Raw genomic sequence first — 25,698 nt, 5'->3', positions numbered from 1 at the left:
TCTTACCGGGCCGAAGCGAGTTGAGTGAAGGCAGTGCCTAGCCATTGCTGCACGCCGTGCATGGTCGCTGCCGATGTGTCGAGGAACGGCTGCGGGAAAACCCCGAGCACGACCAGCAACACGGCAAGGCCCAGCACCATGATCATTTCACGTCCGTCCATGCCCTTCAGAACCTCGTCGGACTTCGACGGGCCGAAATAGGCGCGATGGATCATGATCAGCGAGTAAACAGAGCCGAACACCAGGCCGGACGTGGCAATTGCAGTGATCCATGGCGAACTGGCGAAGCTGCCCAGCAGAATCAGGAACTCACCCACGAAGTTGCCCGTGCCCGGCAGACCCAGAGAGGCGGCAGCAAAGAACAGGCTGATGGCCGGGATGTAGGCGATACGCGACCACAGACCGCCCATCTCGCGCATGTCACGAGTGTGCAGGCGCTCGTACAACTGGCCACTGAGGATGAACAGTGCCGCAGCCGACAGGCCGTGGGCAATCATCTGGATCAGTACGCCTTGCAGCGCTTGCTGGCTGCCGGAGTAGATGCCGATCAGTACAAAGCCCATGTGCGAGACGCTTGAGAACGCGATCAGGCGCTTGATATCGGTCTGGGCAAACGCCAGGAATGCGCCGTAGAAGATACCGACCAGGCCCAGCGTCATTGCAATCGGTGCGAACTCGGCCGATGCGTTGGGGAACAGTGGCAGGGCAAAGCGCAACAGGCCGTAGGCCGCGGTCTTCAGCAGGATACCTGCCAGGTCGACAGAACCGGCAGTCGGTGCCTGGGCATGCGCATCCGGCAGCCAGGAGTGCAACGGAACCACTGGCAGCTTCACGGCAAAGGCAATAAAGAAGCCCAGCATCAGGATGTATTCGGTCCCCGGTGCCAGTTTGGTCTTCAGCAGGTCAGCGTAGGCAAAGGTGATCACGCCTGTCTGATTGAAGTGCACCAGCACCAGACCCAGGATCGCCACCAGCATGATCAGGCCGCTGGCCTGAGTGAAGATGAAGAACTTGGTTGCGGCGTAGATACGAGTCTTCTTGCCGTCCGAAGAGCTGTGACCCCAGAGCGCGATGAGGAAATACATCGGCACCAGCATCATTTCCCAGAAGAAGAAGAACATGAACAGGTCGATGGCCAGGAACACGCCGACCACACCGCCCAGAATCCACATCAGGTTCAGGTGGAAGAAGCCTACCTTGCGCTGGATTTCCTTCCACGAGCACAGTACCGACAACACGCCGAGCAGGCCGGTCAGCAGGATCATCAGCAGAGACAGGCCATCGAGTGCCAGATGCACGTCGATGCCGAAGCGGGTGATCCACGGGTGGTGAAATTCCAGGGCCCAGGTCGGGTCGGCGCCAGGCACCGGCGCATAGCCGAAATTGCCGGTAGCCCACAGCCAGAGGCCGAGAACCAGTTCGAGGGTCATTGTCAGCAGCGCGATCCAGCGCGGCAGGGTAGAGCCGAAGCGCTCACCCAGCCAGCACAGCAGGCCGCCGATAAAGGGGATCAGGATTAGCCAGGGCAGAATCATGACGGGCTCAATTCCTTTCGCAAATTCGCAAGGTTCATATCAGATCGCAACCAGAACGACGGCACCGAGTACCAGAACGGCACCCACGGCGATCGAGGCAGCATACCAACGCAACTGGCCGGTCTCGGTGCGGCTCATGGTGTCATGACCGCCTTTGACCAGACGTGGGATCAAGCCGATGGTGCGGTCGAACGGATCACTACGCAGTACATGGCTGATTGTCAGATACGGCTTGACGAACAGCTTGTCGTAGATCCAGTCGAAGCCCCATGCCGCGAACCACCAGGCCGAGAGGAAACGGCCAGGAGCGCTGTTGGCGATAGCCGTCGCCAGGCGGCGCTTGCCGAGAAACAGCAGCGCTGCCAGCAGTATACCGGCCAGGGCGATGGCGCCAGAGGCGATTTCCAGACTGTGTTTGGCTTCGCCACCGGCATGGCCGACGCTCTGCGGTAGAACACCTGCCAGTGGCGGGGTGATCAGCGCGCCAATGAACGTCGATAGCACGATCAGTACCGACAGCGGCAACCAGTGAGCAATACCGTGACCTGCGTGTGCTTCGGTCTTGGCTTCACCGTGGAACGCGATGAAGATCAGACGGAAGGTGTACAGCGACGTCATGAACGCGCCCACCAGACCGGCATACAACAGGCCATTGTTACCGCTGGCGAACGCTTCCCAGAGAATTTCGTCCTTGGAGTAGAAGCCTGCTGTCAACAGCGGCAGGGCAGCCAGTGCGGCACCGCCGACGATGAAGCTGGCGTAGGCCAATGGCAATTTCTTCCACAGGCCGCCCATCTTGAAGATGTTCTGCTCGTGGTGGCAGGCAACGATCACCGCACCGGAAGCAAGGAAAAGCAGCGCCTTGAAGAAGGCGTGTGTCATCAGGTGGAAAATCGCGCCTTCCCATGCGCCTACGCCCAATGCCAGGAACATGTAACCGATCTGGCTCATGGTCGAGTAGGCGAGGATACGCTTGATGTCGGTCTGTACCAGTGCGGCGAAACCCGCCAGAACCAGCGTGACGCCGCCGACAATGCCGACCAGATGCAGTATGTCCGGTGCCAGTGCGAACAGGCCGTGAGTCCGCGCGATCAGGTAGACGCCCGCGGTAACCATGGTTGCTGCGTGGATCAGTGCCGAAACCGGTGTAGGACCGGCCATCGCATCTGCCAGCCAGGTTTGCAGTGGCAGTTGTGCCGATTTACCGACAGCACCGCCCAGCAGCATCAACGTTGCCAGCACGATCCAGAAATCGCCGACTTTGAAGTGCTCCGGTGCCTTGACCAGCAACTCCTGCACATTGAGCGTACCCAATTGCTGAAACAGGATGAACAGGCCGATGGCCATGAACACGTCGCCGATACGCGTAACGATAAATGCCTTGAGTGCTGCGTTGCCGTTGTTACGGTTGCTGTAATAGAAACCGATCAACAGGTAGCTGCACAGGCCCACACCTTCCCAACCGAAGTAGAGGAACAGCAGGTTGTCGCCCAGAACAAGGAACAACATGCTGGCAATGAACAGGTTGGTGTAGGAGAAGAAGCGCGAGTAGCCCGCTTCACCGCGCATGTACCAGGACGCAAACAGGTGAATCAGGAAACCGACGCCAACCACTACGCCCAGCATCGTGACGGACAGACCGTCCAGATACAGCGCGAAGTTGGGTTGGAAGCCATCAACGTCCATCCAGCGCCACAGCACCTGGGTGTAGTGACCACCTTCCGGTGGTGCAACGTTGAACTGCCAGATGACCCAGGCCGTGACAATGGCTGACAGGCCGATAGAGCCGACGCCAATCAGCGCCGCGAGGTTTTCCGAGATGCGTCCGCGAGAGAACGACAGCAACAGAAAGCCGATAAGGGGGAATACGAAAGTCAGAAAGAGAAGATTCATCCGCGCATCTCGCTGGCAGCATCGATATCGAGAGTGTGGAAGCGGCGATACAGTTGCATAAGGATCGCCAGGCCGATACTGGCCTCGGCTGCCGCAAGGCTGATCACCAGGATGAACATGACCTGCCCATCCGGTTGCGCCCAACGACTGCCGGCAACTACGAACGCCAGTGCAGAGGCGTTCATCATGATTTCCAGACTCATCAAAACGAAGAGAATGTTACGGCGTACCATCAGGCCGACCAGACCCAGGCAGAACAGGACCCCGGCGACCGCCAGACCGTGCTCAAGAGGGATAGCATTCATTGGCTTGGCTCCTTGGCCTCGTTGCGGCCCAGATGGAATGCCGTGACGGCTGCAGCAAGCAGCAGCATCGAGGCGAGTTCCACCACCAGCAGATAAGGCCCGAACAGGCTGATGCCGACCGCCTTGGCGTCGACTGTGGTGTGACCGATTGCAGCGCCGGTTGGATTGGCGAACAGTACGTACAGTAACTCGGCCAGCAACAGCGTGCCGAGAATCACCGGACCAATCCAGATGCCGGGTTTGAGCCATGCACGCTCTTGCTGAACCGAGGCTGGGCCGAGGTTCAGCATCATCACCACAAACACGAACAGGACCATGATCGCGCCCGCATAGGCAATGACTTCCAACACACCGGCAAACGGCGCACCGAGGCTGAAAAAAGTCATGGCCACAGCGATCAGCGAGATGATCAGGTAGAGCAGGGCATGCACCGGATTCGTGTTGGTGATCACCCGCAGGGTGGACACAACAGCGATACCGGATGCGAAGTAGAAAGCGAATTCCATCTTTACTTCCTTAAGGCAGCAAGCTCTTGACGTTGATCGGCTCGGCTTCATTCTGTGCGGAGCCCTTGGGCTTGCCGCCGATGGCCATACCGGCAACGCGATAGAAGTTGTAGTCAGGGTTCTTGCCGGGACCGGAGATCAGCAGATCTTCCTTCTCGTACACCAGATCCTGACGCTTGAAGTCGGCCATCTCGAAGTCCGGTGTAAGCTGGATTGCGGTAGTCGGACACGCTTCTTCACACAGGCCGCAGAAAATGCAGCGCGAGAAGTTGATGCGGAAAAAGTCCGGGTACCAGCGTCCGTCCTCTGTCTCGGCCTTCTGCAGCGAAATACAGCCGACCGGGCATGCCACTGCACATAGGTTGCAGGCTACGCAGCGCTCTTCGCCGTCAGGGTCGCGGGTCAGAACGATGCGGCCACGGTAGCGGGGCGGCAGATATACCTGTTCTTCGGGATATTGCAGGGTGTCGCGTTTGCGGAAGCCGTGGCCGAAGACCATGACCAGGCTGCGCAACTGGGTACCTGTACCCTTAACGATGTCACCAATATATTTGAACATGGGTCAAATCCTCACTGAACCGAGCCTGCCGGTGTGTTCAACAACACAATCGCAGCAGTCACCAGCAAATTGATCAGGGTCAGCGGCAGACAGAACTTCCAGCTGAAATCCATGACCTGGTCATAACGCGGGCGCGGGATGGAAGCGCGCAGCAGAATGAACAGCATGATGAAGAACGCGGTTTTCAAGGCGAACCAGAAGAATGCCAGCGATGGCAGAATGTCGAACGGGCCGTGCCAGCCACCGAAGAACAGCGTGACCAGCAGCGCCGAGATCAAAATGATCCCGATGTATTCGCCCACGAAGAACATGCCCCATTTCATGCCGGCATATTCAATGTGGTAGCCGTCAGCCAGTTCCTGCTCGGCTTCCGGCTGGTCGAACGGGTGGCGGTGAGTGACCGCAACACCCGCGATGAAGAACGTACAGAAGCCGAAGAACTGCGGAATGATGAACCACAGGTTCTGCGCCTGATATTCAACGATGTCGCGCATGTTGAACGAGCCGACCTGAACCACGATGCCCATCAGCGCGAGGCCCATGAACACTTCGTAGGATACGGTTTGTGCCGAAGCTCGCAGGCTGCCCAGCAGGGCGAACTTGTTATTGCTCGACCAGCCGGCGAACAGCACCGCATACACCGACAGACCCGCCATGGCGAAGAAGAACAGCAGACCGATGTTCAGGTCCGCCACGCCCCATGTCGGGGTGATCGGGATGACCGCAAAGGCGATCAGCAGGGCGCTCATGGCAACCACCGGCGCCAGGGTGAAGATCACCTTGTCGGCGAACGGTGGGGTCCAGTCTTCCTTGAAGAACATCTTCAGCATGTCGGCTGCGATCTGGAACATGCCGAACGGGCCTACGCGGTTCGGACCATAACGGTCCTGCCACCAGCCCAGCAGACGACGTTCGATAAAGCTCAGCAGGGCACCACAAACCACGACCGCCAGCAACACCACGATGGCCTTGACCACTGCAATGATTGCGTCGATCACATCAGGGGTAAACCAGGTCATTGCGCTGCCTCCTGCAGACCGTCAACGGATTTGCCGAAGAGTGCTGGCGGAATGCCAGGCAGTCCTGCCGGCAATGCCACAAGGCCTGCGCCCAGTTCTTCGCTGATGCGCAACGGCAAGGTCAGCGTTTCACCGCCGATGCTCAAGGAGAGCAGGGCACCGTCGTTGACGCCGAGACGATCGGCTTCGGACTTGGCCACTGCGACATAGGACTGCGGGATGCGTTCCTGAACCGGCGCGGCCAGAGACGAGGTTTCATCGCTGCCGAACAGGTGAAAGAACGGCACGACTTTCCAGGTGCCGCGCTCAGGAGAGAACGCGCGTGGAACGCTGGAGAACCATGACAGGCCGTCGCCCTGGCTTTCGATCAGGCGTGTGCCAGGGTCGCCGGCACGCAAGTGACCGCCGACTTCGTCCTGGAACTTGTTCCAGGCCTGCGGTGAGTTCCAGCCCGGAGACCAGGCGAACGGCACTTGCTGACGAGGTTCGGCGGAACCTGAATAACCTTCCATTGAGAAGGAGAAAGCCGTGTCGTTGTCCTGCGAGGTGCGAGGCTCATGCACGCTGATGTTGGCGCGCATCGCCGTGCGGCCACTGTAGCGCAGTGGTTCACGAGCCAGTTTAAGGCCCTTGATGCGGAACGAGGCAGACGGCGCAGCGTTGACGATACCCGCCAGTTGCGGGGTGCTGCTGGCGCAGGCTTCGGTGACGTGATCGAGTTGCGTCCAGTCGACCGGCTTGTTCAACAAAGTGGCGCGCAGGGCGTGCAGCCAGCGCCAGCCCTCGTGAACCAGAATGCTGGCATCCAGGTAGGTCGGATCGAACACCTGGAAGAAGCGCTGGGCGCGGCCTTCCTGGCTGACCAGCGTGCCGTCGCCTTCCGCGAAGCTGGCAGCTGGCAGGACCAGATGCGCACGATCACTGGTCGGGGTTTTCTGGTGGTCGGCGACGATCACGACTTTCGCAGCGCTCAGCGCAGCGTCGACGATTTTGGCGTCTACACGGCGATACAGATCGTTTTCCAGTACCACGATGGCGTCGGCCTGACCGGAAATCACTGCTTGCAGGGCGGCATCGACAGAATCGCCACCAAACATCGCCAGACCCATGCTGTTGGCTTCCGGCACGATCAGGCTGATGGAGCCTTGCTTGTCACGCAGCTTCAAGGCCTTGGCAATGTTTGCCGCCGCCTCGATCAGCGCTGTCGAACCCAGCGAGCTGCCGGAAATGATCAGCGGACGTTTGGCCGCGAGCAGGGCATCGGCAATACGTTGCGCCAGTTCCAGCGCCTCGCTGTCCAGACCTTCTACGGCAGGTGCGCTGGCGTCCAGGGCATGAGCCACGGCAAAACCGATACGCGCCAGATCATCGGGCGCTGCATGTACGCATTCTTCTGCAACATCGTCGAGACGGGTTTCGGCGAGGCTGGCGATGAACAGCGGATTGAGCTCGTGCTGACCGATGTTCTTCACGGCCGCGTCGAGCCACGGCTGGACTTTCATCGCCGCAGCCATGTCTTCAGCCTTGCCTTTGACGGCTTGGCGCAAGCCCAGGGCCATACGTGCCGCCGTCTGGGTCAGGTCCTCGCCGAGGACGAAGATGGCATCGTGATCTTCGATGTCGCGCAGGGTCGGGATCGGCAGCGGGCTGTCGTTCAGGACCTTGAGGATCAGCCTGATACGCTCCAGCTCACCGGCTTCGATACCGCTGTAGAAATGCTCGGCTCCGACCAGTTCACGCAGTGCGTAGTTGCTTTCGAGGCTGGCGCGAGGAGAGCCGATACCGACGATGTTGCGGCCGCGCAACAGATCCGCTGCCTTGTCCAGTGCTTCGTCAAGGCTCAGTTTGACCTGGCCTTCAGCGAGCAGTGGCTGACGTGGACGGTCTGTGCGGTTGACGTAGCCGTAGCCGAAACGGCCTCGGTCGCAGAGAAAGTACTGGTTGACCGAGCCGTTGTAGCGGTTTTCGATACGGCGCAATTCACCGTAACGCTCACCTGGGCTGATGTTGCAGCCGCTGGAGCAACCGTGGCAGATGCTTGGCGAGAACTGCATGTCCCACTTGCGGTTGTAGCGCTCGGAGTGGGTCTTGTCGGTGAACACACCGGTCGGACAGACCTCGGTGAGGTTGCCGGAGAACTCGCTTTCCAGCGTGCCGTCTTCAACGCGACCGAAGTAAACATTGTCGTGAGCGCCGTAAACGCCCAGGTCAGTGCCGCCTGCGTAGTCTTTATAGAAGCGTACGCACCGATAACAGGCGATGCAGCGGTTCATCTCATGCGCGATGAACGGCCCCAGCTCCTGATTCTGGTGAGTACGCTTGGTGAAGCGATAACGGCGCTCGTTGTGGCCGGTCATCACTGTCATGTCCTGCAGGTGGCAGTGACCGCCTTCTTCGCAGACTGGGCAGTCATGCGGGTGGTTGGTCATCAGCCATTCGACGACACTGGCCCGGAAGGCCTTGGACTCTTCATCTTCGATGGAGATCCAGGTGTTGTCGGTGGCTGGCGTCATGCAGGACATGACGATACGACCACGGGTGTCGTTCTCGTCGGTGTACTGCTTGACCGCGCACTGGCGACAGGCGCCAACGCTGCCAAGGGCGGGGTGCCAGCAGAAATAAGGGATATCGAGGCCCAGCGACAGACATGCCTGTAACAGGTTGTCTGCACCATCGACTTCGAGCGCTTTGCCGTCTACGTGAATAGTAGCCATGGTTCAAAGGTCTTCGTTGGCCCGTTGTCAGCGGGCGTGGCTAATGGAATCTCGGTAGTACCCGTATCGTTCAGCCCAAGGGGCGTCAGCAGGTACGAGGACGGCAGCCCGAACAGCCGCCGACCGTTGTGTCTTGTTATGCGCCGACCACGGTCGGACTGTTGCCCGGAACGAGCGTGGTTGCGCTGGCTGGCGCAATACCGGCTTCGAACTCCGAACGGAAATACTTGATCGCACTGCCCAGCGGTTCCACAGCGCCCGGTGCATGGGCGCAGAAGGTCTTGCCTGGGCCGAGGAAATTGACCAGACCCAGCAGGGTTTCGATATCCCCCGGCTGCCCCTGACCCTTCTCGATGGCGCGAAGCATTTTTACGCTCCATGGCAAACCGTCGCGGCATGGGGTGCAGAAGCCGCAGGACTCCTGAGCGAAGAACTCTTCCATGTTGCGCAGCAGTGAAACCATGTTGACCGAATCGTCGACGGCCATCGCCAGACCGGTGCCCATCCGGGTACCGACCTTGGCAATACCGCCTGCGTACATCTGGGCGTCCAGATGCTCTGGCAGCAGGAAACCCGTACCGGCGCCGCCGGGTTGCCAGCATTTGAGCTTGAAGCCATCGCGCATGCCACCGGCGTAGTCTTCGAACAGTTCGCGAGCCTGTACGCCAAATGGCAGCTCCCACAAACCCGGGTTTTTAACCTTGCCGGAGAAGCCCATCAGCTTGGTGCCGTGGTCTTCACTGCCTTCGCGGGCCAGCGACTTGTACCAGTCGTTGCCGTTGTTGACGATGGCGGGCACGTTGCACAGGGTTTCGACGTTGTTTACACAGGTCGGCTTGCCCCAGACGCCTACGGCAGCAGGGAAGGGCGGCTTGGAGCGCGGGTTGGCGCGGCGGCCTTCCAGCGAGTTGATCAGCGCGGTTTCTTCACCGCAGATGTAACGGCCGGCTCCGGTGTGTACGAACAGTTCAAAGTCGAAGCCGGTGCCGAGGATGTTCTTGCCCAGCAGGCCGGCAGCCTTCGCTTCGGCCACGGCGCGGTTCAAGTGCTTGGCGGCCGTTACGTATTCGCCACGCAGGAAGATATAGCCACGATAGGCTTTCAGCGCACGCGCACTGATCAGCATGCCCTCGACCAGCAGATGGGGCAGTTGCTCCATCAGCATGCGGTCTTTCCAGGTATTGGGTTCCATCTCATCCGCATTGCACAGCAAATAGCGGATGTTCATGGATTCGTCTTTGGGCATCAGGCCCCATTTAACGCCGGTAGGGAAGCCCGCACCGCCGCGGCCCTTGAGGCCCGAGTCCTTGACCGACTGGACGATATCGTCAGGCGACTGTTGCGTCAGCGCCTTGCGCGCTGCTGCATAACCGTCTTTGGCCTGATACTCGTCGAGCCAGACCGGCTCGCCGTCGTCACGCAGACGCCAGGTCAGCGGGTGGGTTTCTGCCGTGCGCGCAATGCGGTTGGCAGGGCCGAAGGAAGTGATGGTCATAGGTAACCCTCCAGCATCTTGGCAACGCCAGCAGGCTGTACATCGCCGAAAGTGTCGTCGTCGACCATCACGGCCGGTGCCTTGTCGCAGTTGCCGAGGCAGCAGACCGGCAGCAAGGTGAAGCGACCGTCAGCGGTGGTCTGACCCAGGCCGATACCCAGTGAACTCTTGATCTCGTCTACCACGTTTTCATGGCCGCCGATGAAGCACACCATGCTGTTGCAGACACGAATGATGTGACGTCCGACCGGCTGGCGGAAGATCTGGCTGTAAAAGGTTGCAACACCTTCGACGTCGCTGGCGGGGATGCCGAGCAAATCGCCGATTGCGTAGATGGCACCATCGGGCACCCAGCCACGCTCTTTCTGAACGATCTTCAGGGCCTCGATGGACGCCGCACGCGGGTCTTCGTAGTGATGCATCTCGTGCTCGATGGCCGAGCGCTCGGTTTCGCTCAGGGCGAAACGGTCAGTCTGGATTAGCGGGCTATTCATGCTTAGCGGTCCACGTCGGCCATAACGAAATCGATACTACCCAGGTACGCGATCAAGTCCGCGACCATGCTGCCTTTGATCACCGAAGGGATCTGCTGCAGGTGCGGGTAACTCGGGGTGCGGATCCGGGTACGGTAGCTCATGGTGCCGCCGTCGCTCGTCAGGTAATAGCTGTTGATACCCTTGGTCGCTTCGATCATCTGGAAGGACTCGTTGGCCGGCATGACCGGGCCCCACGAAACCTGCAGGAAGTGCGTGATCAGGGTTTCGATGTGCTGCAGGGTGCGCTCTTTCGGTGGCGGCGTGGTCAGCGGATGATCCGCCTTGTACGGGCCTTCCGGCATGTTGCGCATACACTGATCGATGATCTTGATGCTCTGGCGCATCTCTTCTACGCGGACCATGCAGCGGTCGTAAGCGTCGCCGTTCGCGGCCAGCGGTACTTCAAACTCGAAGTTCTCGTAGCCGGAGTAAGGGCGTGCCTTGCGCAAGTCGAAATCGCAGCCGGTGGAGCGCAGGCCTGCACCGGTGACGCCCCATTCCAGGGCCTCTTTGGTGTTGTACGCGGCAACGCCCACGGTACGACCCTTGAGGATACTGTTCTGCAGGGCAGCCTTGGTGTATTCGTCGAGGCGCTTGGGCAGCCAGTCGACGAAGTCCTTGACCAGTTTCTCCCAGCCACGAGGCAGGTCGTGGGCAACCCCGCCGATGCGATACCAGGCCGGATGCAGACGGAAACCGGTAATGGCTTCGATCACGGTGTAGGCTTTCTGGCGGTCGGTGAACGTAAAGAACACCGGCGTCATGGCACCCACGTCCTGGATGTAGGTACCCAGGAACAGCAGATGGCTGGTGATACGGAAGAACTCGGCCATCATGATGCGGATGACGTCGACCTTTTCCGGCACCTTGATGCCTGCCAGTTTTTCGACCGAGAGTACGTAAGGCAGGTTGTTCATCACCCCGCCGAGATAATCGATGCGGTCGGTGTACGGGATGAAGCTGTGCCAGGACTGACGCTCGGCCATCTTCTCTGCACCACGGTGGTGGTAGCCGATGTCCGGAACGCAGTCGACGATTTCTTCGCCATCCAGCTGCAGAATGATACGGAATGCACCGTGAGCGGAAGGGTGGTTCGGCCCGAGGTTGAGGAACATGTAGTCCTCGTTTGCGCCAGAACGTTTCATGCCCCAGTCTTCCGGACGGAAACGTGCGGCTTCCTCTTCCAGTTGCTGTTTGGCGAGTGTCAGGCTGTAGGGGTCAAGCTCCGTCGCGCGGGCAGGGAAGTCCTTGCGCAGCGGGTGACCTTCCCAGGTTGGCGGCATCATGATGCGGCTTAGATGCGGGTGTCCCGGAAAGTCGATTCCGAACATGTCCCAGACTTCGCGCTCATACCAGTTGGCATTTGGCCAGATACTGGTGATGGTTGGCACACTCAGGTCGCTTTCAGACAGCGCTACCTTGATCATCACGTCGCTGTTTCGCTCGATCGACAGCAAGTGATAGAACACGGTGAAGTCTGCACCGGGCAGGCCGCGACGGTTGGTACGCAGACGCTCGTCCACGCCATGCAGGTCATAGAGCATGGAGTAGGGTTTGGGAACGTTGCGCAGGAACGTCAGAATTTCAAACAGCCGGGCGCGCTCGACCCACAGCACCGGCATGCCGGTGCGGGTTGGCTGGGCAGTGAACGCCTCGGCGCCAAAATGGGTGTTCAGTTCAACGACGACGTCTTGGTCGTCAGCCTTGTAAGGCGGGATGTACAGAGCGTTGTCTGCAGTCATAGGTCTCAATCACTTCGGTCAACGTACAGAATCAACCCCGGTTCCTGTCTTTTTTATAAGAAGAACGGGCTGGATCAGACTTCGTCGGGGCTGCGTAGGTTGGTCACCTGAATACGCTGTTCGCGGCGCTGTTCCTTTTGCGACGGCATCTCGGCGCGGTATACGCCTTGATCGCCAACGACCCAGGAAAGAGGGCGACGCTCCTTGCCGATGGATTCCTGCAGCAGCATCAAGCCTTGCAGAAATGCTTCGGGGCGGGGCGGGCAGCCGGGCACGTAGACATCCACGGGAAGGAATTTGTCCACCCCCTGGACCACTGAGTAGATGTCGTACATTCCACCGGAGTTGGCACATGAACCCATGGAGATGACCCACTTGGGTTCGAGCATTTGCTCGTAGAGACGCTGGATGATCGGTGCCATCTTGATGAAGCAGGTACCGGCAATGACCATGAAATCCGCCTGCCGTGGCGACGCCCGGATGACTTCCGCACCGAAACGCGCGATATCGTGAGGGGCCGTGAAGGCGGTGGTCATTTCCACATAGCAGCACGACAGGCCGAAGTTGTAGGGCCACAGGGAGTTTTTACGTCCCCAGTTGACCGCACCATTCAGCACGTCTTCCAGCTTGCCCATGTAGATGTTTTTGTGGACTTGATCTTCTAACGGATCGGAAACGGTTTCCCGTTTGCCGATGGGGTACTGCTCGTTAGGAGCGTCCGGGTCGATCCTGGTGAGATTATATTGCATCGCCAAAGCCTCATTGTTTCAGCTTCGCTTGCCGATTACGGCGACCTTCAGGAGCCCAGTCAAGAGCACCAACCCGCCATAGGTAGACAAGACCTGCCAACAGAATTGCTATGAAAACGAGAGCTTCGACGAATCCGGTCCAGCCGCTTTCGCGGACGGACACAGACCAGGCAAAGAGAAAAAGGGCTTCAATGTCAAAGATCACGAAGAGCATCGCGACCAGATAGAATTTTGCGGAGAGCCGCAGACGCGCACTGCCGGTAGGCAGCATGCCGGATTCGAAAGGTTCGTTCTTGCTGCGGCCCCAGGCCTTGCTTCCGAGCAGGCTGGACAGGCCGAGCATGAAGGCGCAGAGGCCGACAACACCCAAAAGGAAAATGGCGAAGCCCCAGTTGTGGGCAATCAGACCTGTCGATTCGGGCATGCTGGCAGTCCTTGTTAGAGAGCAAAGGTCTCTGTGCTTGATAAAGAGTCGAGGCAGTGACGAAATGTCGCAGTGCGGTCAACGGATTGATTTTATGTGCAAACAGTTGGCAAGTAAATTTTCTACATGAAATTTATTTACGAAATTAATCGCCCGCCGTCCTTTATCAGGGCTGTAAGGCATGCCAGCCGGGCGTCAGCAAGGTTTTGGCTAATTATGTTTCTCGGTGACGAAAAGGAACGAAAGGCAATTTGAATGATAATTAATATCATTTAAATGGGCCTGCATAGTTCCCCAAAGGATAGTCGGAGCATAGTTATGAAGGACACCGCTTATAAAGTGCGGTTTTTGTAGCATCTGTTCGTGAGCTGCACATTGTCCGAAATCAATACAGGCACTATCTGACACAAAACACAGACCGCCCTTACGGACGGTCTGTGTTTTCAACGCGTTGCGCGGTGTCTCAGTGGAATTGCTCTTCTTCCGTCGAGCCGGTCAGTGCGGTTACCGACGATACGCCGCCCTGAATCACGGTGGTCATGTCATCGAAATACCCCGTGCCCACTTCCTGCTGGTGGGCCACGAAGGTATAGCCCTTGGCAGCATCGGCGAATTCCTGTTCCTGTAGCTTCACGTAGGCAGTCATGTCGTTGCGGGCGTAGTCGTGCGCCAGGTTGAACATGCTGTGCCACATGTTGTGAATGCCCGCCAGGGTGATCAACTGGTGCTTGTAGCCCATGGCCGAAAGCTCGCGCTGAAACTTGGCGATGGTTGCGTCGTCGAGGTTTTTCTTCCAGTTGAAGGACGGCGAGCAGTTGTAGGAAAGCAACTGGTCCGGGTACTCCTTCTTGATTGCTTCGGCGAAGCGGCGTGCCTCGTCCAGATCCGGCTTGGCGGTTTCACACCAGATCAGGTCGGCATAAGGCGCGTAGGCGAGGCCGCGGGAGATTGCCTGATCCAGACCGGCACGTACTTTGTAGAAGCCCTCATGAGTCCGTTCGCCTGTCACGAACGGCTTGTCATAGGGGTCGCAATCGGAAGTCAGCAAGTCGGCAGCGTTGGCGTCGGTGCGGGCCAGAATGATCGTCGGCACACCGGCCACATCGGCGGCCAGGCGCGCAGCAACCAGTTTCTGGACCGCTTCCTGAGTCGGGACAAGTACTTTGCCGCCCATGTGGCCGCATTTCTTCACCGATGCCAACTGATCTTCAAAATGCACCCCGGCGGCCCCCGCCTCGATCATGCTTTTCATCAGCTCGTACGCATTGAGCACGCCGCCGAATCCGGCCTCTGCGTCGGCTACTATTGGCGCGAAATAATCGATATAACCTTCGTCACCCGGAGCCTTGCCAGCTTTCCACTGGATTTGATCGGCGCGGCGGAACGAATTGTTGATGCGCTTGACCACGGTTGGCACCGAGTCGACCGGGTACAGCGACTGATCCGGGTACATCGATTCGGCAGAGTTGTTGTCGGCAGCAACCTGCCAGCCGGAAAGGTAGATGGCCTGAATACCGGCCTTGACCTGCTGCACGGCCTGACCGCCGGTCAGAGCGCCCATGCAGTTGACGAAGTCCTTGTCTGGCCGGAAAGACGGCCTGGCGCCTTGGGTCACCAGGTTCCACAGTTTGTCAGCGCCCAGCCGTGCAAAGGTGTGTTCGGGTTGAACCGAGCCACGCAAGCGGACCACATCGGCTGCGGAGTAAGTACGGATCACGTTTTTCCAGCGCGGATTTTCGGCCCAGTCTTTTTCGAGAGCGGCTATTTGTTGTTCGCGTGTCAGTGCCATTTTGTAAACCCCGAGAAGTAGGTCTTGATTAGAAGTCCTGCTCCGCCAAAACGCCTCGTTTATCGAAGGCACTGTAGATGGCTGCTCGCTGCTCGGAGAGCGACAGTCAAAGGCTTTTTGCGCAGCCTCCGATCAGCGGGAGCGAGGCAATCATGCCTCGGGGTATCGGGGTCGTCAAACAATTTGTAGTGCTTCTTTAATCTCACTACATAATTGCGTAGTTAGACTGGTGAGTCACTAAAAGGCCCGTAGGTGCTGGGTTTCGCGCCAGCGCAGGCTACTCGAGGGTTTCGACCTTTACGCGCAAAATCATGTCTTCACGACCCTGGGTGGAGTAGCGTTGTGCAAGGCCACGCTGATCGGCAACCGATTGATCGCTATTGCTCGCCAGCGTGATCCATTCTCCGAGCCGGCCGCTGACCTGGCTATCGGTACTTTGCACTTTTATGGCATCAGCGCGCTCCTGACTCATGCGGTCATGGTTGGTGCTAATGCTCAGGTGAACGGTATCGCCGGTCACACTGGCAGTGACGTAAAAGCCCTGGGTTACATTGCGATATTCAGTATTGCTTTGGGAGTAGCCATAGGAATCCGTGGACGAGGAGGTCAGCGGAACGCTCTGGCCGATCTGGATAAGTGCTGGCGTACCTTCGCTGGTCTGCACTTGCTGAACGCCGCCCTCACGGCTGGCGGTGCCGTATTCTATGACGCGTGAGCCACTGCTGTTGCGCGTTGCGTTATTGCTGGTGTCGACGCTAATCAACAGGCGTTTCGGTGCGGTGTCGAGTTGTGCGATAAGCGTGCGAAGTTCTTCAATCTTGCGCGGCTCTGCATTGACAATCAGTTGATTGCCATAAGCGCTGACGGAGCCTTCGGTGCCTAGAAAGGATTTAGCTACGGGTAGTAGATCGGCACTGGTGCGGTAATTGAGCGGAACGACTTCGGTCGCTGAAAGGGCCTGAGTGCTGAATGCGATCAGCACTGAGGTGATTACCACGTTAAGCAGGTTACGGACTGACATGATCATTCTCCGCGATAAGCGCGTAAAGCATGAGTTTGCCAGTGTATCGGCTATAGCCGGGCAAGCTGAATGGGGCGACACAAAAACGCCCTGGCATTTTTCGTCTCGACCTGAAAAGTGTCTAGCGAAAAAGGGCAGGGTGATCATCATGTAGTGCTTTGAAACGCGCCTACATAATCAGGCTTCAGGTGTCTCGCGGCGCATCTCGACGTGCGGTAAACCGGCTTCGAGAAACTCGTCACTGACCACGGCAAACCCGAAGCGCTGGTAAAACTCGACGGCCTGCACTTGAGCGCTGAGCTTCAGTGGCTCCAGTCCGCGTTGTTCGGCCTCCTGGATCACCGCACCGAGCAACGCTTCACCGACTTTCATGCCGCGCCAGTCCTTGAGAACCGACAGCCGACCGATTTCACCGTCGGGCAGCAGGCGAGCGGTGCCTACTGCGTATTCCCCTTCATAGGCGAGAAAATGCACGGCAGTCGCATCTTCAGCGTCCCACTCCAGCTCCGGTGGCACCGATTGCTCGGCGATGAATACCGAATCGCGTATGCGCCGGATGTCGGCGTTGTTTTTCTGCCATTGTGCGACAGCTACGGTGACTTTATTCATCGGCAAATCCCAGACTTCCTTGTTTTACGAGTTCGCAAAGCAGATTGCGTCCATCGTCATCGGCTAACCATTGGCCGAGGTTTTCACTGTGCAATGCGTCGGCAGCACAGATCAGTTTAAGCAATTCGCGCAGACTGCCCGGCAACAGGCGGCTCTGACCACTGGCAAACAGTAGCAGATCGTCGTCGACTTCAGACCAGGCCAGTCTTGCACTCGGGTTGCGAATCAGCACCGCGCCCTGTTCGAGGCTGTCGAGCAAGTCGTCTTCCTCCAGTTCCGGGCCGGTCACCAGTTCAGGGTAGCGCGGTTCGGTCATGAACTGGCCGAACCAGGTCAGCAGCAGACGCTCGTCACTCATGTGCTCGGTCAGCAGCGCTTTGAGTCGGTCCAGCGCATCGTGCTGGATCTGATGCGGATCGCTGACCGGTTGCGCGTCAGCGTCGGTATAGCGCTCTTCATCCGGGATGAACTGGCTGAGGAAATCGGTGAAAAGAGTCAGGACCTCGGCAGCGCTTGGCGCGCGGAAACCGACCGAGTAGGTCAGGCAGTCGTCGACGGCAACGCCGCAGTGAGCCAGACGTGGCGGCAGGTAAAGCATGTCGCCCGGTTCCAGCGTCCACTCTTCGGTTTTTTCGAATTCGGCAAGGATGCGCAGGTCGGCATGCTGCAGCATCGGGCTTTCTGCATCGCACATTTGGCCGATCTGCCAATGACGCTTGCCGTGGCCCTGAAGCAGGAACACGTCATAGTTATCGAAATGCGGGCCGACGCTGCCACCTGGGGCGGCGTAGCTGATCATTACATCGTCAATGCGCCAGCTTGGCAGGAAGCGGAAGTTTTCCAGCAGTTCACTGACTTCCGGAACGAACTGGTCCACGGCCTGCACCAGCAGCGTCCAGTCGCGTTCGGGCAGCTTGCTGAATTCATCCTCCGCAAAGGGGCCGCGACGCAGCTCCCAGGGACGCTCGCCGTGTTCGAGGACCAGGCGGGACTCGACTTCTTCCTCTAGAGCAAGGCCAGCCAGCTCGTCCGCATCGATCGGGCTTTGAAAGTCCGGCAGAGCCTGGCGGATCAGCAGTGGTTTTTTCTGCCAGTAGTCACGCAGAAAAACGCGTGCACTGATGCCGCCCAGAAGTTGCAGAGGAATATCAGGATTCATGTGTAAGCCCTTGAAATGAAAACGCCCGGCACAGCCGGGCGTGTGCAATTTTTTTGCGTGTCAGATGCGCTTGGCCTGAGCCGCTGCGTTACCGATGTAGTTGGCTGGCGTGAGCTTCTTCAGCTCGGCCTTTGCTTCGGCAGGCATGTCCAGACCGTCGATGAAAGTCTGTAGCGCTTCCGGGCCGATGCCCTTGCCGCGTGTCAGTTCTTTCAGTTTTTCGTACGGGTTTTCGATGTTGTAACGACGCATGACGGTCTGAATCGGCTCTGCCAGAACTTCCCAGCACGCGTCCAGATCGGCAGCAATGCGCTGCTCGTTCAGTTCCAGCTTGCTGATGCCCTTGAGGCTGGCTTCGTAAGCAATAACGCTGTGGGCAAAACCGACGCCCAGGTTGCGCAGTACGGTGGAGTCAGTCAGGTCGCGCTGCCAGCGAGAGACAGGCAGTTTGCTCGCCAGATGCTGGAACAGCGCGTTGGCGATGCCCAGATTGCCTTCGGAGTTTTCGAAGTCGATCGGGTTGACCTTGTGTGGCATGGTCGACGAGCCGATTTCGCCAGCAATGGTGCGCTGCTTGAAGTAGCCCAGGGATATATAGCCCCAGATATCGCGGTCGAAGTCGATCAGGATAGTGTTGAAACGCGCAATCGCATCAAACAGCTCGGCGATGTAGTCATGCGGTTCGATTTGCGTGGTGTACGGGTTGAAGCCCAGCCCCAGCTCGTCTTCGATGAACGCGCGTGCGTTGGCTTCCCAGTCGATATCGGCATAGGCGGAGAGGTGGGCATTGTAGTTGCCGACCGCACCGTTGATCTTGCCCAGCAAGGGCACTGCGGCGATCTGGTTGATCTGGCGTTCCAGACGGTAAACCACGTTGGCCAATTCCTTGCCCAGCGTGGTCGGGGACGCTGGCTGACCGTGGGTACGCGAGAGCATCGGCACGTCGGCGAAGCGGATCGCCAGTTCACGGATAGCATCGGCAATCTGGCGCATCAGCGGCAGCATCACAGTGTCACGGCCTTCACGCAGCATCAGGGCGTGAGACAGGTTGTTGATGTCCTCGCTGGTGCAGGCAAAGTGGATGAACTCGCTGACCTTGTCCAGCTCCGGCAGCTTGGCAGCCTGCTCCTTGAGCAGATACTCAACGGCTTTGACGTCGTGGTTGGTGGTGCGCTCGATCTCTTTCACGCGCTCGGCGTGCTCAACCGAGAAGTCTTCAGCCAGGGTGTCGAGGATGGCGTTGGCTTGCGCAGAGAACGCCGGGACTTCGGTAATCTGCGGGTGGGCCGCCAGACGCTGGAGCCAGCGAACTTCAACCATCACACGGAAACGGATCAGGCCGTATTCGCTGAAAATAGGGCGCAAGGCCTGGGTTTTGCCGGCGTAGCGGCCATCAACAGGGGAAACCGCAGTGAGCGAAGAAAGCTGCATGGGATGCTCTCGGACAGTCGGGCAACGAAAAGGGCGCATATCATACATGAAAAGTCACTCGGACCGGAGCCCGCTGACCAGCGTAGACAGCGCCGTGCCTGTGGTGGTGAAGGTCATTGGTGCGTGGCGGATCAGCCGTGCAGCAATGGGTAGAGTTCTTTCAATAGCTTGCGACGGCTGAACACCAGTTGCCAGCGATGACCGTCAACTTGTCGCCACAGGCGTGCGGAGCGAATGCCTGCCAGCAGGATGGCGCGAATCTTCGACGCGTTGTTCGGTTGCTGCAGGTTGCGCATGTCGCCCTGGACCTGAATGCGTTGGCGCAGGGTGCTCAGGGTGTCTTCATAAAGGGCGCCGGTCGCAGCGATCACGTTTTCGTGAGCGATGCCGAAATGTTCGACCTGAGACTGAATCACCGGGATGCGCCTGCCGATAATTTCGAGCAAGTCGTCGCGCTTGGCCAGCTGTCGCTCCAGGCCGAGCATCGACAGGGCGTAACGCAGCGGTTCGCGCTGCAGTGTTGCAGGGTCGCGTTCCAGAGCGCTGGCCATGGCGCGATAGCCTTCGTGCAGGTTGAGGTCATCGCCGCCGTAGACGTCCAGCGTATCCTTCGGGTCAACCACCAGCAGGCTGCCGAGCATGCAGCTCAGCGCGGCTTCGCTGACCTGTCCGGTCTTGGCGATCCGGTCGACCAGTACGGCGGCCTGAAATACGCCACCCAGAGCGATCAGTTGTTCCTGAATCGGGGTCATCAACGCTTGTCCTTGCTGGTCCAGGGTTCGGCAATTTCGATCACGCCGCCGCCCAGACATATTTCGCCATCGTAGAACACCACGGACTGTCCGGGTGTGACGGCCCGCTGAGGATCATCGAATGTGGCTCGGTAGCCGTCGGCGGTCTTTTCCAGTGTGCATGGCTGGTCGCCCTGACGATAACGGACTTTGGCCGTGAGTTTGCGCGGGCTGCTCAGATCAATCGGGTTGACCCAGTAGATTTCCGAAGACACCAGTGCGCGGGAGAACAGCCACGGGTGGTCGTTGCCTTGGCCAACGATCAGTTCGTTGTTGTCCAGATCCTTGACCAGCACGTACCACGGATCATCGCTGGCGTCCTTGAGGCCGCCAATCCCAAGGCCCTGGCGCTGGCCTATGGTGTGATACATCAGGCCGCTGTGACGACCGATGACTTCACCTTCGGTGGTCTTGATCTCTCCAGGCTGGGCGGGCAGGTACTGACGCAGGAAGTCGGTGAAACGGCGCTCGCCAATGAAGCAGATTCCGGTGGAGTCCTTCTTTTTGGCCGTCGCCAGGCCGTGTTTCTCAGCAATGGCACGTACTTCCGGTTTTTCCAGCTCGCCCACCGGAAACAGCGTCCGGGCGATCTGTTCGCCACCGACGGCATGCAGGAAGTAGCTTTGATCCTTATTCGGGTCCAGGCCCTTGAGCAGTTCGGTGCGGCCATCGATATCTCGACGGCGCACGTAGTGACCAGTGGCGATCAGGTCGGCACCCAGCATCAGCGCATAGTCGAGAAACGCCTTGAACTTGATTTCCCGGTTGCAGAGGATGTCCGGGTTGGGGGTGCGCCCGGCCTTGTACTCTTCAAGGAAATGTTCGAAGACATTGTCCCAGTACTCGGCGGCGAAGTTGGCCGTGTGCAGTTTGATGCCGATCTTGTCACATACGGCCTGGGCATCTGCCAGGTCTTCGCGGGCGGTGCAATATTCCGTTCCGTCGTCTTCTTCCCAGTTCTTCATGAACAAGCCTTCCACCTGATAACCCTGCTCCATGAGCAGTACGGCGGAAACGGAAGAGTCCACGCCGCCGGACATGCCGACTATGACGCGCTTCATTTCTGAGTTCGAGGGGGCTGGATCACGCATGGGGATTCAACGGCTGACCTGTAAAAGGACGCGATTCTATCAGGCTGAGGGCGTCGAGTCTCACGCCTTGTCGCGCAGCAGGTCGAGACTGAAATGTTCGGCATTGAGGTAATCGTCCAGGCAGCGCAGTACCAGCTCGCTGCGCCAGCGTTCCTGTTGGGCCAGCAGTTCGTCGCGAGTCAGCCAGACGGCGCCAACGATGCCTTCGTCCAGCTGATATTCAGGGTTATGGCGTATGGCCTTGGCGGCGAAACATATCCGCTGGTAGGTCACGCCGTTGCTCGGCGCGGTGTACAGGTAAATGCCCACCACGCTGGTCAGTTCGACATCCCAGCCGGTTTCTTCAAGAGTCTCCCGCACTGCCGCACGTTGCAGGCTCTCGTTCGGGTCGAGGTGCCCGGCGGGTTGGTTGAGTACGGCGCGTCCGCCTTTCATTTCTTCGACGAACAGGAAGCGTCCCTGATCTTCGACGATGGTGGCGACGGTAACGTGGGCTTGCCAGGTCATGGATTGATCCTCTGCTGCCAGATAAGAATGTTCAGTACGTGGGCTGCCGGTCTGTCTTTGGCCTTAATGCAAAAGCCCCGACACGCGGGCCGGGGCTTTTGGCTGGGCGACGCAGTAATGCGTCGCACCGGTCTCATGCCGCTTACGCTTTCAACGCATCGATAGCCGCGTTGAGCGTGGCGCTCGGGCGCATGGCCTTGCTGGTGACTTCCGGGTTAGGGAAGTAGTAGCCGCCAATGTCTACCGGCTTGCCCTGAACAGCGTTCAGCTCGGCAACGATTTTTTCTTCGTTCTCAGTCAGGGTTTTGGCCAAAGGCGTGAACTGTGCCTTGAGGTCTGCATCGTCGTTTTGAGCAGCCAGTGCCTGAGCCCAGAACAGGGTCAGGTAGAAATGGCTGCCGCGGTTGTCGATGCCGCCGACCTTGCGCGAAGGCGACTTGTTGCGGTCCAGGAACTCGCCAGTGGCCTGGTCGAGGGTCTTGGACAGAACCAGCGCTTTCGGGTTGTTGTAGGCATTGCCCAGATGTTCCAGGGACGCCGCCAGAGCCAGAAACTCGCCCAGCGAATCCCAGCGCAGGAAGTTTTCTTCAACAAACTGCTGCACATGCTTGGGAGCCGAACCGCCAGCGCCGGTTTCGAACAGACCGCCGCCGTTCATCAGCGGAACGATCGACAGCATTTTCGCGCTTGTGCCCAGTTCCATGATCGGGAACAGGTCGGTCAGGTAATCGCGAAGCACGTTGCCCGTTACCGAGATCGTGTCCTTGCCGGTGCGAGTGCGTTCCAGGGTCAGCTTCATCGCGTCGACAGGTGACAGGATCTGGATATCCAGGCCCGACGTGTCGTGGTCGCCCAGGTACTTGCGGACTTTCTCGATCATCACGCTGTCATGGGCGCGAGACGAATCCAGCCAGAAGATAGCAGGTGTGTTGCTGGCGCGAGCGCGGTTGACGGCCAGTTTTACCCAATCCTGGATCGGCGCGTCCTTGGCCTGGCACATGCGCCAGATATCGCCCGCTTCGACGTTCTGTTCCATCAGCAGGTTGCCCTGGCTGTCGGTTACACGAACCACGCCGTTGGTCTGGATGTGGAAAGTCTTGTCGTGGGAGCCATATTCTTCGGCTTTTTGAGCCATCAGGCCAACGTTCGGTACGCTGCCCATAGTGGTCGGGTCGAATGCGCCATTTTTCTTGCAGTCTTCGATGACCGCTTGATAGATGGTGGCGTAGCAGCGATCCGGGATCACTGCCTTGGCATCGTGCAGTTGACCGTCGGTGCCCCACATCTTGCCGGAGTCACGGATCATCGCTGGCATCGATGCGTCGACAATTACGTCGCTCGGCACGTGCAGGTTGGTGATGCCCTTGTCGGAGTTGACCATCGCCAGTTGTGGGCGAGTGGCGTAGACCGCTTCGATGTCAGCCTTGATTTCGGCCTGTTTTTCAGCAGGCAGGCTGGTGATGCGCTCGTACAGGTCACCGATGCCGTTGTTCAGGCTGAAGCCGATCTGCTTCAGCGTGTCAGCGTGCTTGGTCAATGCATCCTTGTAGAACTCATCAACGATCTGGCCGAACATGATCGGGTCGGAGATCTTCATCATGGTGGCTTTCAGATGCACCGAGAACAGAACGCCTTGCTTGCGGGCGTCTTCAATCTCGGCGGCAATGAAGCTGCGCAGAGCTTTGGCGCTCATTACCGAGCAGTCAACGACTTCGCCAGCCTTGACGGCGGTTTTTTCCTTCAGAACGGTGATGGTGCCGTCCTGAGCGATCAGTTCGATTTTAACGGTGTTGTCGGCTGCGATCTGGGCTGCTTTTTCGCTGCCGCAGAAGTCGCCGTTGCTCATGTGCGCAACGTGGGCCTTGGAGTCGGCAGACCAGGCACCCATCTTGTGTGGGTGCTTGCGAGCGTAGTTCTTGACCGACAACGGTGCGCGACGATCGGAGTTGCCTTCGCGCAGCACCGGGTTCACGGCGCTGCCCTTGGTCTTGTCGTAGCGTGCGCGGGTTTCTTTTTCCGCGTCAGTGACAGGGTTTTCAGGGTAGTCGGGAATCTTGTAGCCCTGATCCTGAAGCTCCTTGATGGTCGCCTTCAATTGAGGGACCGAGGCACTGATGTTAGGCAGCTTGATGATGTTGGCTTCTGGCGTAGTGGCCAGTTTGCCCAGCTCGGCGAGATGATCCGGCACTTGTTGATCGGCGCCAAGCGACTCCGGGAAGCTTGAAAGAACACGGCCCGCCAGGGAGATGTCGCGCGTCTCCACGTCGATATCGGAGGAGGCTGTGAAAGCTTCGATAATAGGCAGCAGCGAATAGGTGGCGAGGGCCGGAGCTTCGTCGGTGAAGGTGTAGATGATCTTCGAGCGGTTGGACATTCGTATTAACTCTCTGTTTTGCTGAGCATGCACAAAATCTCGATACGCGCAGGGTATGCACTCTTGCCCACGGTTCGGCCATGGGCCCAGGTCGAGGTTCATTCGCGGTGATGTTGGGTGCATCAGTCGAGCGTCAAGCTGTCAGGCCAGGTAGCGACCCGACGCATAGGAAGGTTGAGGGTCTGATTTCAGACGGGTCAGCCTTTATGACTCTTCGGTCACGGCGCGAGTATATCAAACCATTGGCGCGAGGCATTAATGCTATGCGTGCTATCGAATAATGAACATCCGCCGTTGGTCGAACGACCGGGATGTCTACGAGGTGTCAATCAGGCGTCAAGAGGCGGGATCTGGCGGAGGAGTGGGGCGCTGATGGCTCTGTCACGGTAGGGGCATCCGCGGTGCAATAACCGCTAATTCGATACCCTGTGGAGTCAGTCGCATCGGTTCAAGCTACCAAAGCTGCGGTTTCTCAAGATCCGGTACAGGCTCATTGCGTGTTTCTGATTACTCAGTCAGCTGGCGCGAAAGGCCATTGATCTGCTGTCAGACTGTTTCCATTGAGGACTTCAAGCGTGTGCATGTTCAGGTTCATGCTCAGACGCAGCATGGGTTTCCTTCACGGGCTCACCTGCTTTAGCCAGCAATGGCGCGATATTCACGGCATGCAGCCCTTTTGGCCCCTGAATGATTTCAAAACTGACCGGCTGGCCGGCTTTGAGGGTCTTGTAACCTTCCATCTGGATGGTCGAAAAATGGGCGAACAAGTCGTCATCCGGCTTGCCGTCTTTGATTATGAATCCATAACCTTTTGCATTGTTGAACCACTTGACTTTTCCGTTAAGCATCGCCATATCCCTCTGCAAAGGACTCCGTCAGGAGTATCATCCACTTCAATCCACCTCCCCAAAAATTTTGGTTGACTGCGCGGACCCTTTTTACCCAATGTGGGCTCTATTGTTTGTAACACCGTTTAGCTGATAGTCAAGGTCATGTGGCGGTCTGTTTGAAAAGCGTCCAAACTGCGACTGACAGCTCAATCCGCCCTCAAACGAACATTTCTTCCCATGCATGCATTTAGCAAGATTCGACTAACATTCAATCAGGACAGTCCGCAGTCGCACGAGGACGACGCGGCAGGCATCGCGGTGCAGGACGCCAAGCCGACCCTGCAGGCGCCACCGATGTACAAGGTGGTTTTATTCAACGATGACTACACCCCGATGGATTTCGTCGTAGAAGTACTCGAGGTGTTTTTTAACCTGAATCGTGAGCTGGCCACCAAAGTCATGCTGGCCGTCCATACAGAGGGACGGGCAGTCTGCGGATTGTTTACCCGCGACATCGCCGAGACCAAGGCAATGCAGGTCAATCAATACGCCAGGGAGAGCCAGCATCCGCTACTCTGTGAGATCGAGAAGGACGGTTAAACGCCGACCACTTGGGTAT

General features: G+C 58.4%; 23 protein-coding genes. 1 reads left to right on the top strand and 22 read right to left on the bottom strand.

What is annotated here, in order from left to right:
* Positions 1-2: 2 nt before the first annotated feature.
* The 22 genes from nuoM to cspD all read right to left on the bottom strand — a co-directional run bounded on the left by nuoM (position 3) and on the right by cspD (position 25,103).
* Complete coding sequence (nuoM, locus tag FFH21_RS16620; protein WP_004665700.1) at positions 3-1,535, bottom strand: NADH-quinone oxidoreductase subunit M; 1,533 nt, start codon at positions 1,533-1,535, stop codon at positions 3-5.
* A gap of 39 nt (positions 1,536-1,574) precedes the next feature.
* Entirely contained in the window at positions 1,575-3,428 is a 1,854-nt protein-coding gene (gene nuoL, locus FFH21_RS16615; protein WP_011168967.1) for an NADH-quinone oxidoreductase subunit L, read from the bottom strand.
* On the bottom strand, positions 3,425-3,733 hold the full coding sequence (nuoK, locus tag FFH21_RS16610) for an NADH-quinone oxidoreductase subunit NuoK (RefSeq protein ID WP_002554020.1): 309 nt from the start codon (positions 3,731-3,733) through the stop codon (positions 3,425-3,427). The genes nuoL and nuoK overlap by 4 nt, the downstream gene beginning before the upstream one ends.
* Positions 3,730-4,239, bottom strand: a complete 510-nt coding sequence (nuoJ, locus tag FFH21_RS16605; RefSeq protein WP_004659468.1) for an NADH-quinone oxidoreductase subunit J — start codon at positions 4,237-4,239, stop codon at positions 3,730-3,732. The genes nuoK and nuoJ overlap by 4 nt, the downstream gene beginning before the upstream one ends.
* 10 nt (positions 4,240-4,249) lie before the next feature.
* Complete coding sequence (gene nuoI / locus FFH21_RS16600) at positions 4,250-4,798, bottom strand: NADH-quinone oxidoreductase subunit NuoI (protein ID WP_002554018.1); 549 nt, start codon at positions 4,796-4,798, stop codon at positions 4,250-4,252.
* 11 nt (positions 4,799-4,809) lie between these two features.
* The gene (gene nuoH / locus FFH21_RS16595; protein WP_003371726.1) at positions 4,810-5,817 is read right to left on the bottom strand and encodes an NADH-quinone oxidoreductase subunit NuoH; all 1,008 of its coding nucleotides are present in this window, start codon (positions 5,815-5,817) and stop codon (positions 4,810-4,812) included.
* On the bottom strand, positions 5,814-8,531 hold the full coding sequence (gene nuoG, locus FFH21_RS16590) for an NADH-quinone oxidoreductase subunit NuoG (protein ID WP_004665698.1): 2,718 nt from the start codon (positions 8,529-8,531) through the stop codon (positions 5,814-5,816). Before nuoG ends, nuoH begins: the two co-directional genes overlap by 4 nt.
* Before the next feature lie 136 nt (positions 8,532-8,667).
* Positions 8,668-10,026 (bottom strand): NADH-quinone oxidoreductase subunit NuoF, encoded by a 1,359-nt coding sequence (nuoF, locus tag FFH21_RS16585; RefSeq protein WP_004665697.1) that lies wholly within the window; start codon positions 10,024-10,026, stop codon positions 8,668-8,670.
* Positions 10,023-10,520, bottom strand: coding sequence for an NADH-quinone oxidoreductase subunit NuoE (nuoE, locus tag FFH21_RS16580; protein WP_002554014.1), 498 nt, complete (start codon positions 10,518-10,520; stop codon positions 10,023-10,025). The genes nuoF and nuoE overlap by 4 nt, the downstream gene beginning before the upstream one ends.
* Positions 10,521-10,522: 2 nt before the next feature.
* Positions 10,523-12,304 (bottom strand): NADH-quinone oxidoreductase subunit C/D, encoded by a 1,782-nt coding sequence (gene nuoC, locus FFH21_RS16575; protein WP_011168966.1) that lies wholly within the window; start codon positions 12,302-12,304, stop codon positions 10,523-10,525.
* A 74-nt stretch (positions 12,305-12,378) separates the two neighbouring features.
* Positions 12,379-13,053, bottom strand: a complete 675-nt coding sequence (locus FFH21_RS16570) for an NADH-quinone oxidoreductase subunit B family protein (RefSeq protein ID WP_002554012.1) — start codon at positions 13,051-13,053, stop codon at positions 12,379-12,381.
* Positions 13,054-13,063: 10 nt separating this feature from the next.
* Positions 13,064-13,477 carry an NADH-quinone oxidoreductase subunit A gene (locus FFH21_RS16565; RefSeq protein WP_002554011.1) on the bottom strand — a complete coding sequence of 138 codons (414 nt, stop codon included), beginning with the start codon at positions 13,475-13,477 and terminating at the stop codon, positions 13,064-13,066.
* A 463-nt stretch (positions 13,478-13,940) separates the two neighbouring features.
* Positions 13,941-15,266, bottom strand: coding sequence for an isocitrate lyase (gene aceA / locus FFH21_RS16560; protein ID WP_011168965.1), 1,326 nt, complete (start codon positions 15,264-15,266; stop codon positions 13,941-13,943).
* A 277-nt stretch (positions 15,267-15,543) separates the two neighbouring features.
* Entirely contained in the window at positions 15,544-16,287 is a 744-nt protein-coding gene (locus FFH21_RS16555; RefSeq protein WP_011168964.1) for a secretin N-terminal domain-containing protein, read from the bottom strand.
* A 177-nt stretch (positions 16,288-16,464) separates the two neighbouring features.
* Positions 16,465-16,896 (bottom strand): GNAT family N-acetyltransferase, encoded by a 432-nt coding sequence (locus tag FFH21_RS16550; protein WP_004659489.1) that lies wholly within the window; start codon positions 16,894-16,896, stop codon positions 16,465-16,467.
* Positions 16,889-18,055 carry a cupin domain-containing protein gene (locus FFH21_RS16545; RefSeq protein ID WP_011168963.1) on the bottom strand — a complete coding sequence of 389 codons (1,167 nt, stop codon included), beginning with the start codon at positions 18,053-18,055 and terminating at the stop codon, positions 16,889-16,891. The genes FFH21_RS16550 and FFH21_RS16545 overlap by 8 nt, the downstream gene beginning before the upstream one ends.
* 60 nt (positions 18,056-18,115) lie before the next feature.
* Positions 18,116-19,486: an adenylosuccinate lyase gene (purB, locus tag FFH21_RS16540; protein ID WP_004659494.1), complete on the bottom strand. Its 1,371-nt coding sequence runs from the start codon at positions 19,484-19,486 to the stop codon at positions 18,116-18,118.
* A gap of 131 nt (positions 19,487-19,617) precedes the next feature.
* Entirely contained in the window at positions 19,618-20,238 is a 621-nt protein-coding gene (gene hflD / locus FFH21_RS16535) for a high frequency lysogenization protein HflD (protein WP_011168962.1), read from the bottom strand.
* Positions 20,238-21,368 (bottom strand): tRNA 2-thiouridine(34) synthase MnmA, encoded by a 1,131-nt coding sequence (gene mnmA / locus FFH21_RS16530; RefSeq protein ID WP_011168961.1) that lies wholly within the window; start codon positions 21,366-21,368, stop codon positions 20,238-20,240. The genes hflD and mnmA overlap by 1 nt, the downstream gene beginning before the upstream one ends.
* Before the next feature lie 60 nt (positions 21,369-21,428).
* Complete coding sequence (locus FFH21_RS16525) at positions 21,429-21,875, bottom strand: NUDIX hydrolase (protein WP_002554004.1); 447 nt, start codon at positions 21,873-21,875, stop codon at positions 21,429-21,431.
* Between the two features lie 142 nt (positions 21,876-22,017).
* Positions 22,018-24,249: an NADP-dependent isocitrate dehydrogenase gene (locus FFH21_RS16520; protein ID WP_011168960.1), complete on the bottom strand. Its 2,232-nt coding sequence runs from the start codon at positions 24,247-24,249 to the stop codon at positions 22,018-22,020.
* A 569-nt stretch (positions 24,250-24,818) separates the two neighbouring features.
* On the bottom strand, positions 24,819-25,103 hold the full coding sequence (gene cspD, locus FFH21_RS16515; protein ID WP_011168959.1) for a cold shock domain-containing protein CspD: 285 nt from the start codon (positions 25,101-25,103) through the stop codon (positions 24,819-24,821).
* A 213-nt stretch (positions 25,104-25,316) separates the two neighbouring features.
* Between cspD and clpS the strand changes: the two genes are divergently transcribed.
* On the top strand, positions 25,317-25,679 hold the full coding sequence (gene clpS / locus FFH21_RS16510) for an ATP-dependent Clp protease adapter ClpS (RefSeq protein ID WP_002554001.1): 363 nt from the start codon (positions 25,317-25,319) through the stop codon (positions 25,677-25,679).
* Positions 25,680-25,698 lie beyond the last annotated feature (19 nt).

This window comes from Pseudomonas sp. KBS0707 (genome assembly GCF_005937945.2).
Lineage (GTDB): Bacteria > Pseudomonadota > Gammaproteobacteria > Pseudomonadales > Pseudomonadaceae > Aquipseudomonas > Aquipseudomonas amygdali.
Note: the sequence above shows the minus strand (reverse complement) of the source record. Positions and strands in the feature narration are given on the sequence as shown.

Excerpts from the sequence above, each read along its gene's own strand:
- nuoM (WP_004665700.1), bottom strand. The coding sequence starts at position 1,535 with ATGATTCTGCCCTGGCTAATCCTGATCCCCTTTATCGGCGGCCTGCTG.
- nuoL (WP_011168967.1), bottom strand. The coding sequence starts at position 3,428 with ATGAATCTTCTCTTTCTGACTTTCGTATTCCCCCTTATCGGCTTTCTG.
- nuoK (WP_002554020.1), bottom strand. The coding sequence starts at position 3,733 with ATGAATGCTATCCCTCTTGAGCACGGTCTGGCGGTCGCCGGGGTCCTG.
- nuoJ (WP_004659468.1), bottom strand. The coding sequence starts at position 4,239 with ATGGAATTCGCTTTCTACTTCGCATCCGGTATCGCTGTTGTGTCCACC.
- nuoI (WP_002554018.1), bottom strand. The coding sequence starts at position 4,798 with ATGTTCAAATATATTGGTGACATCGTTAAGGGTACAGGTACCCAGTTG.
- nuoH (WP_003371726.1), bottom strand. The coding sequence starts at position 5,817 with ATGACCTGGTTTACCCCTGATGTGATCGACGCAATCATTGCAGTGGTC.
- nuoG (WP_004665698.1), bottom strand. The coding sequence starts at position 8,531 with ATGGCTACTATTCACGTAGACGGCAAAGCGCTCGAAGTCGATGGTGCA.
- nuoF (WP_004665697.1), bottom strand. The coding sequence starts at position 10,026 with ATGACCATCACTTCCTTCGGCCCTGCCAACCGCATTGCGCGCACGGCA.
- nuoE (WP_002554014.1), bottom strand. The coding sequence starts at position 10,520 with ATGAATAGCCCGCTAATCCAGACTGACCGTTTCGCCCTGAGCGAAACC.
- nuoC (WP_011168966.1), bottom strand. The coding sequence starts at position 12,304 with ATGACTGCAGACAACGCTCTGTACATCCCGCCTTACAAGGCTGACGAC.
- FFH21_RS16570 (WP_002554012.1), bottom strand. The coding sequence starts at position 13,053 with ATGCAATATAATCTCACCAGGATCGACCCGGACGCTCCTAACGAGCAG.
- FFH21_RS16565 (WP_002554011.1), bottom strand. The coding sequence starts at position 13,477 with ATGCCCGAATCGACAGGTCTGATTGCCCACAACTGGGGCTTCGCCATT.
- aceA (WP_011168965.1), bottom strand. The coding sequence starts at position 15,266 with ATGGCACTGACACGCGAACAACAAATAGCCGCTCTCGAAAAAGACTGG.
- FFH21_RS16555 (WP_011168964.1), bottom strand. The coding sequence starts at position 16,287 with ATGTCAGTCCGTAACCTGCTTAACGTGGTAATCACCTCAGTGCTGATC.
- FFH21_RS16550 (WP_004659489.1), bottom strand. The coding sequence starts at position 16,896 with ATGAATAAAGTCACCGTAGCTGTCGCACAATGGCAGAAAAACAACGCC.
- FFH21_RS16545 (WP_011168963.1), bottom strand. The coding sequence starts at position 18,055 with ATGAATCCTGATATTCCTCTGCAACTTCTGGGCGGCATCAGTGCACGC.
- purB (WP_004659494.1), bottom strand. The coding sequence starts at position 19,486 with ATGCAGCTTTCTTCGCTCACTGCGGTTTCCCCTGTTGATGGCCGCTAC.
- hflD (WP_011168962.1), bottom strand. The coding sequence starts at position 20,238 with ATGACCCCGATTCAGGAACAACTGATCGCTCTGGGTGGCGTATTTCAG.
- mnmA (WP_011168961.1), bottom strand. The coding sequence starts at position 21,368 with ATGCGTGATCCAGCCCCCTCGAACTCAGAAATGAAGCGCGTCATAGTC.
- FFH21_RS16525 (WP_002554004.1), bottom strand. The coding sequence starts at position 21,875 with ATGACCTGGCAAGCCCACGTTACCGTCGCCACCATCGTCGAAGATCAG.
- FFH21_RS16520 (WP_011168960.1), bottom strand. The coding sequence starts at position 24,249 with ATGTCCAACCGCTCGAAGATCATCTACACCTTCACCGACGAAGCTCCG.
- cspD (WP_011168959.1), bottom strand. The coding sequence starts at position 25,103 with ATGGCGATGCTTAACGGAAAAGTCAAGTGGTTCAACAATGCAAAAGGT.
- clpS (WP_002554001.1), top strand. The coding sequence starts at position 25,317 with ATGCATGCATTTAGCAAGATTCGACTAACATTCAATCAGGACAGTCCG.